This is a genomic window from Martinezella hainanensis (assembly GCF_900094555.1).
Taxonomy (GTDB): domain Bacteria; phylum Pseudomonadota; class Alphaproteobacteria; order Rhizobiales; family Rhizobiaceae; genus Rhizobium; species Rhizobium hainanense.
In genome coordinates, this window is the sequence record NZ_FMAC01000004.1 from 564,268 (window position 1) to 579,250 (window position 14,983).

12 protein-coding genes and 1 tRNA gene are annotated in these 14,983 nt (G+C 59.2%); 6 read left to right on the forward strand and 7 right to left on the reverse strand.

Annotated features, from left to right (window positions below; translation table 11 throughout):
• Window positions 1-8 precede the first annotated feature (8 nt).
• The 3 genes from GA0061100_RS16300 (at window position 9) to GA0061100_RS16310 (ending at window position 3,826) form a co-directional block, all read left to right on the forward strand.
• On the forward strand, window positions 9-803 hold the full coding sequence (locus tag GA0061100_RS16300; RefSeq protein WP_075853724.1) for an FAD binding domain-containing protein: 795 nt from the start codon (window positions 9-11) through the stop codon (window positions 801-803).
• Between the two features lie 219 nt (window positions 804-1,022).
• Complete coding sequence (gene hemA / locus GA0061100_RS16305; protein WP_075853833.1) at window positions 1,023-2,234, forward strand: 5-aminolevulinate synthase; 1,212 nt, start codon at window positions 1,023-1,025, stop codon at window positions 2,232-2,234.
• Window positions 2,235-2,611: 377 nt separating this feature from the next.
• Window positions 2,612-3,826: an alginate lyase family protein gene (locus tag GA0061100_RS16310; RefSeq protein ID WP_244557847.1), complete on the forward strand. Its 1,215-nt coding sequence runs from the start codon at window positions 2,612-2,614 to the stop codon at window positions 3,824-3,826.
• 67 nt (window positions 3,827-3,893) lie between these two features.
• Here GA0061100_RS16310 and GA0061100_RS16315 read toward each other — a convergent pair whose 3' ends face one another.
• The gene (locus GA0061100_RS16315) at window positions 3,894-4,808 is read right to left on the reverse strand and encodes a pyridoxal-phosphate dependent enzyme (protein ID WP_075853726.1); all 915 of its coding nucleotides are present in this window, start codon (window positions 4,806-4,808) and stop codon (window positions 3,894-3,896) included.
• 95 nt (window positions 4,809-4,903) lie between these two features.
• Complete coding sequence (gene dxr, locus GA0061100_RS16320) at window positions 4,904-6,097, reverse strand: 1-deoxy-D-xylulose-5-phosphate reductoisomerase (protein WP_075853727.1); 1,194 nt, start codon at window positions 6,095-6,097, stop codon at window positions 4,904-4,906.
• Window positions 6,098-6,298: 201 nt separating this feature from the next.
• Between dxr and GA0061100_RS16325 the strand changes: the two genes are divergently transcribed.
• Window positions 6,299-6,565, forward strand: a complete 267-nt coding sequence (locus tag GA0061100_RS16325) for a BON domain-containing protein (protein ID WP_075853728.1) — start codon at window positions 6,299-6,301, stop codon at window positions 6,563-6,565.
• Window positions 6,566-6,915: 350 nt separating this feature from the next.
• Here GA0061100_RS16325 and GA0061100_RS16330 read toward each other — a convergent pair whose 3' ends face one another.
• The 3 genes from GA0061100_RS16330 to GA0061100_RS16340 all read right to left on the reverse strand — a co-directional run bounded on the left by GA0061100_RS16330 (window position 6,916) and on the right by GA0061100_RS16340 (window position 10,595).
• Window positions 6,916-8,748: an ATP-dependent nuclease gene (locus GA0061100_RS16330; RefSeq protein ID WP_075853729.1), complete on the reverse strand. Its 1,833-nt coding sequence runs from the start codon at window positions 8,746-8,748 to the stop codon at window positions 6,916-6,918.
• Between the two features lie 487 nt (window positions 8,749-9,235).
• Window positions 9,236-9,312, reverse strand: a tRNA-Arg gene (locus GA0061100_RS16335).
• A 122-nt stretch (window positions 9,313-9,434) separates the two neighbouring features.
• Complete coding sequence (locus GA0061100_RS16340) at window positions 9,435-10,595, reverse strand: M20 aminoacylase family protein (RefSeq protein WP_075853730.1); 1,161 nt, start codon at window positions 10,593-10,595, stop codon at window positions 9,435-9,437.
• 193 nt (window positions 10,596-10,788) lie between these two features.
• On the opposite strand from GA0061100_RS16340, the gene GA0061100_RS16345 reads away from it, so the two are divergent.
• Window positions 10,789-11,955 (forward strand): D-alanyl-D-alanine carboxypeptidase family protein, encoded by a 1,167-nt coding sequence (locus tag GA0061100_RS16345; protein ID WP_075853731.1) that lies wholly within the window; start codon window positions 10,789-10,791, stop codon window positions 11,953-11,955.
• A 15-nt stretch (window positions 11,956-11,970) separates the two neighbouring features.
• Complete coding sequence (locus tag GA0061100_RS16350; protein ID WP_075853732.1) at window positions 11,971-13,167, forward strand: CobW family GTP-binding protein; 1,197 nt, start codon at window positions 11,971-11,973, stop codon at window positions 13,165-13,167.
• A gap of 193 nt (window positions 13,168-13,360) precedes the next feature.
• On the opposite strand, the gene GA0061100_RS16355 is transcribed toward GA0061100_RS16350, so the two are convergent.
• Together GA0061100_RS16355 and GA0061100_RS16360 are read right to left on the reverse strand one after the other, a co-directional pair.
• Window positions 13,361-13,594: a sulfurtransferase TusA family protein gene (locus GA0061100_RS16355; protein WP_075853733.1), complete on the reverse strand. Its 234-nt coding sequence runs from the start codon at window positions 13,592-13,594 to the stop codon at window positions 13,361-13,363.
• Complete coding sequence (locus tag GA0061100_RS16360) at window positions 13,587-14,906, reverse strand: L,D-transpeptidase family protein (protein ID WP_075853734.1); 1,320 nt, start codon at window positions 14,904-14,906, stop codon at window positions 13,587-13,589. Before GA0061100_RS16360 ends, GA0061100_RS16355 begins: the two co-directional genes overlap by 8 nt.
• Window positions 14,907-14,983: the final 77 nt, after the last annotated feature.

The following is a 14,983-nucleotide window of genomic DNA, read 5'->3' on the forward strand; positions in this document are numbered from 1 at the left end:
ATAGGACAATGTATGCAACGAATTACCATCGCGCCTCCTCGGTCGACGAAGCCGTCAAGCTTCTGTCGAATGCCGACGAAGGCAAATATGTCTCCGGCGGCATGACGCTGATCGCCACCATGAAACAGCGTCTAGCATCGCCGAGCGATCTCGTCGATCTCCGGCATATCCCCTCGATCAAGGGGATACGGGTCGATGGCCGCAGGGTCACGATCGGAGCGGCGACCACCCATGCGGAAGTTGCCTCCTCGGCGGCGATCCGTGCGGTCTGTCCGGCGCTGTGCGACCTTGCCGGCATGATCGGCGATCCGCATGTGCGGCACATGGGCACGATCGGCGGGTCCGTCGCAAACAACGATCCGGCGGCGGATTATCCATCGGCGATGCTGGCGCTGAATGCCACCATCGTCACCGACCGGCGCCAGATCGCAGCCGACGACTTCTTCCGGGGCCTGTTCGAAACGGCGCTGGAGGGGGCTGAGCTGATCACCTCCATCGCCTTCGATGCGCCGGAAAGAGCTGGTTATGCCAAGTTCCCCAACCCGGCCTCGCGCTATGCGATGACGGGAGTCTTCGTTGCCAAGGGGGCTGGCGGCGTTCGCGTTGCCGTGACCGGCGCAGGCGTGGACGGTGTTTTCCGCCATTCTGGCCTGGAGCAGGCGTTTGCGGCGAACTGGCTACCGGATGCGGCTACGAGCGTGACTGTGGACTCATCGACGCTGCTGTCCGATCTGCACGCCACGGCCGAATATCGCGCCAATCTGATCAAGGTCATGGCCAAGCGCGCCGTGATCGCAGCCTAGATTCGCCATGAAAAAGCCCGGAGCGGTGGGGTTTACCCTCCGCTCCGGAGAGAGTGTTTCCAGCATGGTTTCGATTGTCAATTTGACGTGAATGGTTATTCTTGTCTGGAATTGTTCAAAATTAGGGGCCATTTGCCGCAGCGGGCGCGAAAGCAATGCGGAGGGGTTGACGTGCGAACCGGCATTCTCGAAAACGGTCGCACGGTACTGGAGCAGATGATGGATTTCGAAGCATTTTTTAAGGGCGAGCTGGACGGTCTTCACAATGAGGGTCGCTATCGGGTCTTCGCAGATCTCGAACGCCGCCGTGGCAATTTCCCCCGCGCTATCAGGCATACGGCCAATGGCCCGCAGGAAGTGACTGTCTGGTGCTCCAACGACTATCTCGGTATGGGCCAGCATCCGAAAGTGATCGAGGCGATGAAGGAAGCGATCGATCACTGTGGCGCGGGTGCGGGAGGCACCCGGAATATTTCTGGCACCAACCACTATCATGTTCTGCTCGAGCAGGAACTCGCCGATCTCCACGGCAAGGAATCCGCGCTGATCTTCACCTCGGGCTATATCTCCAACTGGGCGACGCTCGGCACGCTCGGTGCGCGCATTCCCGGCCTCATCATCTTCTCGGATGCGCTCAACCATGCGTCGATGATCGAAGGCATTCGCTATGCGAAGTGCGACAAGGTCATCTGGAAGCATAACGACCTGCACGATCTCGAAGCCAAGCTGAAGGCCGCCGATCCGAAGGCACCGAAGCTGATCGCGTTTGAATCCGTCTATTCCATGGATGGCGATATCGCCCCCATCAAGGAAATCTGTGATCTCGCCGACAAGTACGGTGCAATGACCTATCTCGATGAAGTGCATGCCGTCGGCATGTACGGCCCACGCGGCGGCGGCATTGCCGAGCGCGAGGGACTGATGGATCGTCTGACCGTCATCGAAGGCACGCTCGGCAAGGCATTCGGTGTCATGGGTGGCTACATCGCCGCCTCCACCGCGCTCTGTGATTTCATCCGGTCGTTTGCGTCCGGCTTTATCTTTACGACGTCTCTGCCGCCAGCTCTGGCTGCAGGCGCCGTCGCCTCGATCCAGCACCTCAAGGTCAGCCAGTTCGAACGCATGCGTCATCAGGATCGCGTGCGCAAGCTGCGTGCCCAGCTCGATGCAGCGGGCATCCCGCATATGCCGAACCCAAGCCATGTCGTGCCTGTGATGGTCGGCGATGCCGCCAAGTGCAAGTGGATTTCCGACCTGCTGCTCGACGCCGGTGTCTATGTGCAGCCGATCAACTATCCGACTGTTCCGAAGAAGACCGAGCGTCTGCGCATCACGCCGACGCCGCTGCATTCGGATGGCGATATCGAGCAGCTGGTCGGCGCACTGCATGCGCTTTGGTCGCGCTGTGCACTCGCCCGGGCTGTCGCGTAAGGCCCAGGCTTTTCGCCCGTCGCAAATATGCCGGTCGCAGTGTGCCTGCGGTCGGCATTGTTGTTTCCGAGTTCGATAATAATACGAAATGCGCAGGTGAAATCCGCTATGCGCTGTTTTCTGGAAGCGGCATTCACTTAGCGAACGCAGGCTGTTCAAACTCTCAAAAATTCGGAGTAATAACACGGCGCCCCATGATCTACGGCGTGGGGATTAGTCGTGACGGTCGGTGGATTGGCTGTTTTGAAGCCTGCACGAACCGGCGGTCGCGGGGAATATCTTGCGATAGCTCCGGGTGAACGATGTATTTGTACGACCATAGCGGCAAGCGAATAAGAGCTGGTTTGCTTGTCGCGATGGGGCTTTGCCTCAGCCTCATGAGTAACGAAACTCAGGCTTCGGCGGCGAACGGCAATTCGACATCTGGCAAGGCTTCCCCCAGCGGCGTTGCCATTAACCAGGCCGACACGATCACGACAGGCAGTGCTGCAAGAACATTTGTCCATCCAGGCCTCTTGCAAAGCCAGGCGGATTTCGATCGGCTCATCAAGCAGATCGCCGCCGGTTCCAAGCCAACCGTCGCTGGCTGGCAAATGCTGGTCAGCAACAAGCACGCGTCGCTGAGCTATAAGCCCCGGCCGGTTTCCAATATTTTTCGTGGTGATGACGGCGTTCATGCTCAAAACTATGCGCTGATCTTCAATGATGCCGCTGCCGCCTACGCCTTGGCTCTCCGCTGGAAGATCAGCGGCGATGCGGCTTACGCGGCCAAGGCGGTCGAGGTGTTGAACGCTTGGTCGTCGACGCTGACGGAAATAGACGGTACGTCGGACAAGTTTCTCGCGTCGGGGATCTACGGCTATGAGATGGCCAATGCAGCGGAGATTCTGCGAGGCTATGGCGGCTGGAGAGCAGACGACCTGGCGAGGTTCCAGGGCATGATGCTCAGGGTATTTTACCCCATGAACCATGATTTTCTGGTCAGGCACAATGGTGCCAAGGTGGACCACTATTGGGCGAATTGGGATCTCTCGAACCTCGCCTCCATGCTGGCGATCGGCGTGCTGACCGACAGAGCCGATATCTACAAGGAAGCGATCGACTATCTCCACAGCGGCGCCGGGAATGGTGCGCTGAACAAGACCTTCTGGAAGGTCTATGATGGGGGCTTGGCTCAGGTCCAGGAATCCGGGCGTGATCAGGGACATACGACGCTCGATATCGCTCTCGTCGGCGCGATCTGCCAGATGGCCTGGTCACAGGGCGACGATCTCTATGGCTACGATAACAACCTCGTGCTTGCCGGCGCCGAATATGCCGCCAAATACAATCTCGGCCATGAGGTGCCGTACACGACCTACAAGAACAGCGATGTCACCCAGACATCGATTTCAGACGCGGGCAGGGGAACGGCGCGGCCGGTCTGGGAAATGCTCTATAATCACTATGTCGTCCTGAAGGGGCTCAATGCCCCCTATGTTTCCGCCTTCGCGTCCAAGCTTCGCGCCGAGGGCGGTGGCGGCGACTACGGCCCGAACAGTGGCGGTTACGACCAGCTCGGTTACGGCACTCTCCTCTATACGCTCCACTGATGGTCTTGCCGGAGCGAGACCGGGCCATTTGCATGGAAGGGCGCCGCCGCCAAGCTTCCGGCAGCGATCAGGATGCTTGCCAGGCCTGCAGCTGGGCGAGGGTCGCGGTCGCGCCGCCGCAGGCGATTATCAGCACGCGCTCAAAGTGTGCCAGGCGATCGGCATGGGTATAGGCGACGGCCAGTGCAGCACCGCAAGCCGGTTCCACGAGGACGCGGTGATCGTCAAGGAAGCGCAGGCAGGCATCGACGGCAGCCCGATCACTGACGACAATGCTATCGACCGGCCTGTTTTGAGTAATTTCAAAGGCACGCTCGGCAACCTTGCGGGCGCCAAGCGATGTTGCGATGCTGGTGATGGCGGGCAATTCCACTGGTTTGCCTGATGTCACCGCAGCTGCGAGCGAGGCAGCTCCGTCCGTCTCGGCAGCGATGATCGGAACATGTTGCAGACCGTTGCGGTCAAGCCCTTCCGAGACGCCTGCCAACAGCCCGCCGCCGCCGACCGAAAGGACGACAGCATCGAACTGCACGCCGGCTCTGACGACCTCGTCGATCATCGTCGCGTGTCCGGTCCAGAGCAGCGGATCATCGAAAGGATGGATGAAAGCCGTCTCGGCATCGATTGCCTGAAGCGCGCGTTCGTTCGCCTCCTGCCAGGATGCGCCATGCACGAAGACCTCGGCGCCCTCCTGGCGGATCAGCGCCTTCGCCCGATCCGTCGTCGTCTCGGGAACGAAGACCGATACGGGGATCGAAAGGCGGCGGCCGGCATAGGCGACAGCAATGCCGGCATTACCGCCTGAGGAGGAGACGAAGCGCTGCTTGCCGTTTCTCGCAGGATGTTCGCAGGCAGCGCCGATGCCGCGGATCTTGAAGGAGCCGGGCGGCTGGAGCGCATCCATCTTCAGCCAGATGGAACGTCCCGATGCCTGGCTGAGCGGGCGGGATTCGAGGAGCGGCGTTTCGAGGTGAAGCGGCATGAATGATCTCTTGGCAGGGCGCTGTTGGCGATGGTGCTTTATTTGCTTTTACGCAATTCTGGGAGCAAACCGCTTCTCGCTTTTGCTGGAATTGCTTAGGCTGCCTTGTCGCGCTGGGCGACCAGCACGGCCGCGCGGCTGCGGGCTTCCTCGTCGGCGGCGAAGACGGCATCCATGGTTTCGGCGCTGCCGGTCGCAATCATCTCATCCATGACGGCTTCGGCGATATCGGCCATTTCGAGGAAGCCGATGCGGCCATCCACGAAGGCATGGAAGGCGATTTCCTCGGCGGCATTCATGATCGCGCCCTGCAGGCCGCCGCGCTCCAGCGCCGTGCGGGCAAGGCGCAGAGCCGGGAAACGGACTTCATCCGGCGCCTCGAAATCGAGCCGGGCGAGCTTGGCGAAATCCAGCCGGTCGACGCTGAGTTTCGTGCGGGCGGGGTAGGTGAGCGCATAGCCGATCGCCGTGCGCATGTCGGGACAGCCGAGCTGCGCCAGCACCGAGCCATCCGTATAGCCGACCATCGAATGAATGACGGATTGCGGGTGAACCACCACTTCGATCTGGTCCGGCCGCACATTGAAGAGATGCTTGGCTTCGATCATCTCCAGCGCCTTGTTGAACATCGAGGCGCTGCCGATGGAGATCTTGAAGCCCATCGACCAGTTGGGATGGGCGCGGGCTGTGGCGGGCGTGACGTTGGCCATCTGCTCGCGCGTCCAGGTGCGGAAGGGGCCGCCCGACGCGGTGATGATGATGCGCTCGACCGCGTGCTGCTGGTCGTCTTCCAGCGCCTGGAAAATGGCGCTGTGTTCGCTGTCGACCGGGATCAGCCGGCCGCCGCCTTCTGAAACGGCGCGCACGAAGAGATCGCCGGCGGAGACGAGGCATTCCTTGTTGGCAAGCGCGATATCGGCGCCACGGCGCGCGGCCGCCAGCGTCGGCGCCAGGCCGGCTGTGCCGACGATCGCCGCCATCACCCAATCCGAGGGCATGGAGGCGGCTTCGATCAGAGCATTCTTGCCGGCGCCGACGGCGATGCCGGATCCGGCGAGCGCATCCTTCAGATCCTGATAGCGTTCTTCCCTGGCGGTAACGGCGAAGGCGGCGCCGCAAGCCCTGGCCTGCTCGGCCAGCAGTTCGATATTGTCATGCCCGGTGATCGCGGCGATATCGAAGGCATCGCGTCCGCCAAGCTGGGCGATGACGTCGAGCGTATTCTGGCCGATGGAGCCGGTCGAACCCAATATCGTCAGGCGACGACGCGCCGTGCTGCCGGTGTTCATTCAGGTATCCGCATTTGCTGCTGTTCCCCATGGCTCTACAGGGGATTGCCGGGAGCGGCAAGTCCGCCTCTATGCAACCTCCAGCACGATCGAAAATGCGCGCGAAAGGCGAAATCACTGATTTGGCGATATTTTTCAGCCTTTTTTGAACCAAATGCGATGTGCCGCGTTTCCCGACCACTCGAATGCGGAGGGTCACGAATGGTTTTTAAGGCGGCAACCTTTCACGGCATGGAACTTTATCTGGAGAACGAGCAGGCGAGGCGCTCGGCGCTCGAATCTGCGGTTGCCAATGCGCTTGCCGTTGCCGGCGGAATCGATGCTTCCGATGTCACAGTGACTGCGGCGGGTCAGGAAATCCGCCTGGACGGCTCGGTCGCGACCTATCAGGAGGTGAAGCGGGCAACCGCTGTCGCGGAATCCATTCCAGGTGTGCGGCTGGTGAGGAACAGGATAGCGGTGGGGTGAGCACAAGCTTCAGCCCTCGTTCCTGCTGCGTTCGACAGGGATCCGACCCGCATTCAATTGTCGGGGATACAATGCCGCTGCATATTGCTCTTGTTATGTTCTAACGGATCCTCGGGTCAATATTGCGGTCACGTCGCCAATATCGGAGCGCTCGCGGTTTTACACACGCATTGATGCTAAAAGGCTTTTTCCAGCGCGAACGGCTGAGTTTTACAGCTAAGTACTTGCACCGTAGGCATTAGATAGAGCTTCCCAAGCTGATGCTCCTCATTCAGACCTAATTCGCAGAAAGAGCTTTCATCGCCGAACAACAAGCAGCAGATAACCATCTCTGGCCCTTCTAAAAAATGCTAATGCTGGTTGGAAGATACGAGGCTGGCGACGTAGTCTCGAAGTGGCGAAAGCGCGTCGCTGTCGTGTTCAATTATATGCTGAAGAAGAAAAAGAGAGTCATCCTTCTTATTAAACGGTGCCCGATACTCGGACAGTACACCACAAGCATAATCAATGAGATTCGCGGCATCTACGTGTGTGAGCCAATCTACGTCACCAATATCATCGGCCCACTCTTTAATTCGAAATTGTTGAGTCTTTGCGGCATCCTCCAAGCTCTGTCGAACGTGAGCAGGTGTCACCTTGCCTTCTGAAACGGGGTCCTTTCGGACTATGAACGCCGCGATTGCTGCGGGATCGACAAGGTAGCATTCGAGGTGCCGCCTAGGCAGAAATTGTAATAAGCCGCCCGAGTCCCTGCGCATTTTCTCTTTCTCAGAAACTGTGAGCTTTTCCGTGTCGAAGCTAAATGCGACGGACACGATCAAATTGGCAGCCGCAGCGCTCAACCGTTTATATACTTCATACACGATGGCCGGATCGCGCTTATTTGAATTGAAGTCACCTGTCGCCGCGACCGAGGTAAAGATCGTTCCGCGAGGAAGTGGACCGATGAGCTGCTGATAAAGGTAAGGAAAGCACAATTCTTCCGTTGGGCCCTCTACCCAGATCACCCGTTCGGCCGCAAATACATCAGCCATCGAGACGCCCAGATGCTCCGCTACCTCGCGGAATTTTCCAACTTCTGCAAGATTCAGCCGCTCAATCGACGACTCATACCCTACTCGCTTTACAAGCTGAATCGTCTTCGGATTGGCAAAGCCGATAACTTCCGGGGCATGGGTCGAGATGATATACTGATGATCTGCGTATCGCGCCTGTAGAATTCGAAGAAGGGCCTTAACGGCAGCTGGGTGCAGGAAGCTATTAATTTCGTCGATTATCACAACCGCATTATCCAAAGTCATTATAGCCGTTAGCAGGGCTATCACCTGGGAAACGCCGGTTCCGCTCGAATTGAGAGGGAAGCTTAATTCAACTCGTTCCATTGCCTCGGTTGGCCAAACGCGCACTTCAAGAAAATTATTTTCTGGTTTTGTTCGAGTGCTGATATTTCCGACGGTAGGAAATATCTCACGCAGGTGGTGGATGAGTTGACTAAATGTATCCCCTCGCTCAGCGACTAGCATAAGCAAAATATTCGGCAGATTGCTCGCATTAGGAACTAGGCGATTTGAATACCCCTGAGGCGCTTCCCCTACGGTCATGCGCTCTGGCGCGAAATAGAACATGTCACGGCTCCAGGCGCTAAAAAGCAACCCTGGCAAAGTGTCAGCATCACTAACTTGGAGCGAGGTTTGGATCTCTCCACCTACCGGCGTCGCTACTGCACACAGCCGCGTTCCCCCCGTATTTTGAAAAGCCTCAAAGAGGCCATGGGACGGGTAGTCCGCTAGAAAGGATTGCTGCGGGCGGTGAGTTACACGCAGGAAAAGGTTGTTGCTCTCGAAGATGCGCTTCAATAGGGCGGGTCCATCTGGTGGAGGCGCGCCCTGTCGCACGGGAAGGGGGAAATATTGGGGACCCCCAGAACGCAAGATCCAGTCTTTGATCTCAGGTCCGCTCACATCAAGCGTCAGATTGATCTCAGGGCTTGCCAAAGTGTGTGTCTCGAATCTCGCAGGCGTCCTGTGGCGATCATCAGCGAGGATAGGTAGCAATGCGCGAAGAAGCGCACTCTTACCCGCATTGTTTTGACCTATAATGAGATTGATGCCTCCTTCAAATTCAATATCCCCCGAATCGCTAAATGACTGGAATCCTTTAATCCGAGCTCTGACGAGACGCACGCTTTCCTCCGAACCCTCACGTTGACGTATTGGCAGCAGTTGAACATCGCCGGCAATTAAAATCTACAATAACTTGTATCTTGATCGGACGTCTTCGCGGGACGATACCCCAACTTTTTCAAGTCGGTCGCAAATAGGATGCGTCACGCACGCATCCGCAATTGATTTGCGGGAGCAGTTCGCTGACAACGCACCCGAGATAGCTTAGAAATAACAGAGGCCTACGTGAAGCTCACTCAAACGATCTCACATGAAGGTCACCTCTGCCGTTGCGGTTAATCCGCCAGTCTCTGGCAAACGCGACCGGCTGTCTTTAAAATCGCTTGGACACAATTCCAAAAAGCGCGGCGCGCGCGCTCCGGCAATAAGTCGATTTCATGCGCCAATCATGCGACATCGAATTCCCGCTAACCTCAGAAAATGCCTGAAAATGCTGGAATGGCGCATGAAAAGTGGGCCAGTAATGATGCTAAGTTATTGAAAATAATGGTGATCTCGACGCGATTCGAACGCGTGACCCTCAGATTAGGAATCTGATGCTCTATCCTGCTGAGCTACGAGACCACTCGGCATGATCCATACAAAAGCAAAGGCGCGAAGCCAAGCCTTTTTGCGTCGTCAGGACAATCTGTCTTGAGCGTGCGCCCCGCGCGACCTTGACGGCGGCGCGGGGTGATTATCAAGCCTCAGGCGTTGAGGCGCTGTTCGGCGAGCCGCACCCAGTAGGAAATGCCGTGGGCGATGGCTTCGTCGTTGAAGTCGTAGGCCGGGTTGTGCAGGCCGGCGCTGTCGCCGTTGCCAACGAAGATGAAGGCGCCGGGGCGGGAAAGCAGCATGTAGGAGAAATCCTCGCCGCCCATCATCGGGTCGATATCCGGAATGACATTGCCCGAGCCGGCGATCTCTTCAGCAACCGCGATCGCATGATCGGTCTCGTCGGCATGGTTGAAGGTGACGGGATAGTTGCGATGAAACTCGATCTCGACTTCGGCGCTGTGGCTTGTCGCGATGCCTGTCACGATCTGCTTGAAGCGTTGCTCGGCAAGGTCGCGCATCTCGGGATCGAGCGTGCGCACCGTGCCGGCGAAGCTCGCATCGTTCGGGATGACGTTATGCGCATTGCCGGCGTTGAACTTGGTGACGGAAACCACCACCGATTTCAGTGGGTTGGCGCTGCGCGAGGCGATGAGCTGAAGATTGGAGACGATCTGCGCGCCGATGGCGATCGGGTCGATCGTCATGTGCGGCATGGCGGCATGGCCGCCGACACCCTTGATCGAGACGGTGAACTCATCGGTCGCAGCCATGATCGCGCCCTTGCGGATGGCGAAATGGCCGACGGGCAGGCCCGGCATGTTGTGCATGCCGTAGACTTCGGCGATCTCGAAGCGCTCCATCATGCCGTCCTTGACCATGGCGTCGCCGCCGGCGCCGCCTTCTTCGGCCGGCTGGAAGATGACGGCGATGTTGCCGTTGAAATTGCGGTTCTCGGCAAGGTATTTCGCAGCACCCAGCAGCATGGCGGTGTGGCCGTCATGGCCGCAGGCGTGCATCTTGCCCGGCGTTTCCGAGGCATAGGGCTTGCCGGTGATCTCGGTGAGCGGCAGCGCGTCCATATCGGCGCGCAGGCCGATCGTGCGTCCCTCGCCCTTGCCTCGGATCAGGCCGACGACGCCGGTGCGGCCGATGCCGGTCACCACCTCGTCGACGCCAAAGGCGCGCAGTTTCTCGGCCACGAAGGCGGCCGTATTCTCCACCGCATAGAGAAGTTCGGGATGCGCATGGATATGGCGGCGCCACTCGGTCACTTCGCCCTGGAGTTCTGCGGCTCTGTTCAAGATCGGCATGCTGATTTTCCTGCTGCTCAATATCGATTCTGGTTCAACTTGCGGGTCCTTGGCACAGCCTTAGCGAGCTTGTCGCGGCCTTTGCGGCGTGCCAGCGGGAAATAAAGTCGTCAATCGCCTTTGCCTTCTCCTAGCCATATAGGTTAAATAGACGAAGCTTTCGAGAAAATTCCGGACTTCTGAAGGATAGATCGTGCCGACGAAGCAGAATCGTTTGTATGCCGCCCTGCGGCTCGTTCCTATGGCCGCAGCAGCATCCATGCTTTTCCTTTCGACCGCGCAGACGGCCGGAGCCAATCCGCACATTCTCGTCGATGTCAGCACGGGCCGCGTCCTCGACCAGCAGGAGGCGTTTCGCCGCTGGTATCCCGCTTCGCTCACCAAGCTGATGACGACCTATGTCACCTTCCGGGCGCTCCAGTCCGGCCAGATCCGGCTCGATACGCCTGTCGTGATGTCGAAGCTTGCAGCAGCGCAGCCACCGGCGAAGATGTACTTCAAGCCGGGCCAGAAGATGACGCTCGACAATGCCTTGAAGATGATGCTGGTCAAATCGGCAAACGATCTCGCCATGGCCGTCGCCGAGACGGTCGGCGGCTCGCAGCAGGGTTTCGTGGCACGGATGAATGCGGAAGCTGCCCGCCTCGGCATGCGCGACTCGCATTTCATCAATCCGAACGGCCTGCCCGGCAAGGGGCAGTATACGACGGCGCGAGATCTTGCCATTCTCAGTGTCGCGCTTCGCCGCGAGTTTCCGCAATATGCCGGCTATTTCTCGCTCGAAGGCTTCACCAACGGCGTCAAGCAGGTGCCGAACATCAACATGCTCATCGGCCGCTTCGACGGCGCCGATGGCATGAAGACCGGCTTTATCTGTGCGGCCGGCTTCAACCAGATCGCCTCGGCAACCCGCAATGGCCGGACGCTGATCTCGGTCGTGCTCGGCACCGACAGCCTGGCGGCGCGCGCCGACGATTCCGCCAATTTCCTGGAAAAGGGTTTCCAGAACCAGCTGTCCACCCGCGATACGCTGGCGACCCTCAGGCCCGACGCGCCGCTTGCGGCCGATGTCGCCGATGTCACGGCCGACATCTGCAGCACCAAGGGCGCGCAGGCGCGCAGCGAAACCCGCGATCCTTTTGGCCGCACCAAGGTGCAGTCGCCCTATATCCACGAAATGGACCATGAGCCCAATTTCGTCTATGCCGGCCTGATCGGCGGCCAGGATATCGCAACCGCCGCCAAGGGCGACAAGGACGATGTGACGGCCAGAGGCGACAAGGCGACGAAGGACAACAAGATCGCCGTTTCGGGCAGCGCGTCCAACGTGCCGATCCCGATGCCGCGTCCCACTTTCTAAATATCGGATTTCACCATGAGCGTTTCGCAGCAAAGAGTGCCGGTTGCTATCCTGACCGGCTTTCTCGGTGCGGGTAAGTCGACCCTGCTTAACCGTATCCTCAAGGATGAGGATATGCGCGATGCAGCCGTCATCATCAACGAGTTCGGCGATGTCGGCATCGACCATCTGCTGGTGGAAAGCTCCGGCGATGCCATCATCGAGCTCTCCGATGGTTGCCTGTGCTGCACGGTGCGCGGCGAGCTGGTGGATACGCTGGCAAATCTGATGGACGCCATGCAGACCGGCCGTATCCGGCCGCTGAAGCGCGTGGTCATCGAAACGACCGGCCTTGCCGATCCCGCACCGGTCATGCAGTCGATCATGGGCAATCCGATCATCGCGACCAATTTCGATCTGGATGGCGTGATTACCGTCGTCGATGCCGTCAACGGCCTGCAGACGCTCGACAATCACGAAGAGGCGCGCAAACAGGTAGCGGTTGCCGATCGGTTGATCGTGTCCAAGACCGGGATTGCCGGAGCTGTGCCGGAAGAGCAGCTGGAGAACCGGCTGAGGGCACTCAATCCGCGTGCGCAGATCCTGAACGCCGACAGCGACGAAGCCGGCCGTGCCGCCATTCTCATCAACGGCCTCTATGATCCCGCATCCAAGATTGCCGATGTCGGCCGCTGGCTGCAGGACGAGCTGGAGGCGGACGACGATCATCATCATGATGACCACGATCATCACCACCATGATCACGGCCACCATCATGGCGATCATGGTCATCATCACCATCACGGGCATCACCACGGCCATCGGCATCAGCACGCCCATGACGTCACGCGCCATGACGGTTCGATCCGATCCTTCTCGATCGTCGAGACCCAGCCCATCGATCCGATGGCGCTGGAGATGTTCATCGACCTCCTCCGCTCCGCCCATGGCGAGAAGTTGCTGCGCATGAAGGCGATCGTTGCGGTGTCCGACCGGCCGGAGCGGCCCGTCGTGCTGCATGGCGTGCAGAACATCTTTCATGCGCCCGAACGATTGCCGGCCTGGCCCGATCCCGAAGACCGGCGCACGCGCATGGTCATCATTACCAAGGATCTGCCTGAGGATTTCGTGAAGGGCCTGTTCGACGCCTTTCTCAGCAAGCCGCGCGTGGATACGCCGGACAGGGCGGCGCTGCAGGACAATCCGCTCGCCGTGCCGGGGATGAAGTTTTAGTTAAATCCTGATGAGATCCAACAACCCGCCTCGGCCTTCGACAGGCTCAGGGTGAGGCTGATCTTGGCCACACTATCGCCCATGATCGGAGAGAAGGCGGCGCAACAAGGATAACCCGCAGTCGCTCCATCTTCATGGTAAGGTGGGAGCATGGCGACCCTCGAACCAAGAGGATGGCCCCGGTCGCAAATGATCACCCCTTGCGGATCACAAATCGATGGCCGCTGTCGGTCTTCTCGCTCACGAGAAGCGTGTGGCCCTTTTCATTGCAGAGATGAGGGATGTCGATGGTGGCAAGCGGGTCCGTCGTTTCCACGGTCAATGTCGCGCCGCTTGCCATGCCGCGCAGGCGCTTTTCCGTCTTGATCGCCGGATAGGGACATTTCAGGCCGCGCAGATCGTAGATCTCGGTATCCGGACTATTCACTCTTGGCCCAGAATTTCCAGAAGGGCGGCTTCTTGGCCTCGGTCTGCGCAGTCTCGACGGCGGGGGCTGGCGCATAGGCGAGCGCATCGAGGCCGGGGTTCATCGGGTTTGCTGTCGGGATCGGCACATTTGCCGGGACGTTGGCTGCGACGACCGGGCCGGCCGCGGGCTGCTGAGCGGTTGCCAATGGAGCGCCTGCTGCGGGGGCAGGGGTCGCCGTTGCCACGCGAATGCTTGCCGTCGTCGGGTTGCCCGTCGGGCTGATTGCCGTGCCGCCACGTGCCACCTGCTGCGCAGACTGGTTGGACATCATCGATTCGAGATCGGCGACCTTCATCATCTTGCCGGCGGCAAGGGCGGTGCCTGTGGGAGCATAGGCGATATCGTGGCCCTTGCGCTGCTTGGCGACGACGGCCTTGCGCTCGGCTTCGCTCGGATCGTACCAGGCCATGCCATCGAACTTCTTCGACGCGGTGGCATAGTCCGCCTGATACTGCTTGTCGTAGGTCGAAAGCGCTGTCTGCAAGGCGGGCGGCGTCGTCATGACAGGGCACTTTCCGCCGGCGTTGAACGGGCCGCTGGCCTGCTGGTTGAAGACGTATTTCTTCTCGCAGACCTCAACCTCGGGCGGGCGCTTAGTGACTTCGAAATTGTCGTAGCCGACCTTCAGCATCTTCCAGAATTCGATATTGGGGCTCAGCCGGTGCTTCCACATATTCTCTGCCGTCATGCGGAAGGGGAAGGCTTCGAGCTGAACTGCCTTCTGGCCACCCTTGAAGGCGTCGCGCGCGAAGGCATAGATCTCGAGTACCTGCTGGTCGGTCATCGAATAGCAGCCCGACGACGAGCAGGCGCCATGGATCATCAGATCGGCGCCGGTGCGGCCGTTGGCGGCATCGTAGCGGTTCGGGAAGCCGGTGTTGATGGCGAGATAATATTTCGAATTCGGATTCAGGTTGGCCGGCGTCAGCATGTAGAAGCCTTCCGGCGCCTGCCGGTCACCTTCCTTCACCTTCGGACCAAGACGGCCGGACCAGGCGCAGATCTTGTAATCCGCGATGACCTCGAAGCGATTGTTCTGGTTTGCCTTCAGGATTTCCATCGCACCTTCTTCCTTGAAGATGCGGATCATGATCGGCGAGTTGCGGTCCATGCCCTTCTTGGCCATGTCTGCGAGGATATGGCTCGGAAGCGGTTGTTCGACCTTGTTCTTCACCTTCGACAAGTCGATCGACGCGGTGTCCAGCGCGTCGTTGCAGCCGGCGAGGGCCAGCGCCATCAGGGAAACGTAGGCAAGGTGACGGATGCGCATTCTGACTTAGCCCATAAATGCGAAGAGTGGCAGCTCGATCTGTTTCGCCACTCCCCTCGAAGCATGAAACGGAATCA

Coding starts and splice junctions, on each gene's coding strand:
- GA0061100_RS16315 (WP_075853726.1), bottom strand. CDS start 4,808: ATGCCGCTTCACCTCGAAACGCCGCTCCTCGAATCCCGCCCGCTCAGC.
- GA0061100_RS16360 (WP_075853734.1), bottom strand. CDS start 14,906: ATGCGCATCCGTCACCTTGCCTACGTTTCCCTGATGGCGCTGGCCCTC.
- GA0061100_RS16300 (WP_075853724.1), top strand. CDS start 9: ATGTATGCAACGAATTACCATCGCGCCTCCTCGGTCGACGAAGCCGTC.
- GA0061100_RS16350 (WP_075853732.1), top strand. CDS start 11,971: ATGAGCGTTTCGCAGCAAAGAGTGCCGGTTGCTATCCTGACCGGCTTT.
- GA0061100_RS16325 (WP_075853728.1), top strand. CDS start 6,299: ATGGTTTTTAAGGCGGCAACCTTTCACGGCATGGAACTTTATCTGGAG.
- hemA (WP_075853833.1), top strand. CDS start 1,023: ATGGATTTCGAAGCATTTTTTAAGGGCGAGCTGGACGGTCTTCACAAT.
- GA0061100_RS16310 (WP_244557847.1), top strand. CDS start 2,612: ATGAGTAACGAAACTCAGGCTTCGGCGGCGAACGGCAATTCGACATCT.
- dxr (WP_075853727.1), bottom strand. CDS start 6,097: ATGAACACCGGCAGCACGGCGCGTCGTCGCCTGACGATATTGGGTTCG.
- GA0061100_RS16340 (WP_075853730.1), bottom strand. CDS start 10,595: ATGCCGATCTTGAACAGAGCCGCAGAACTCCAGGGCGAAGTGACCGAG.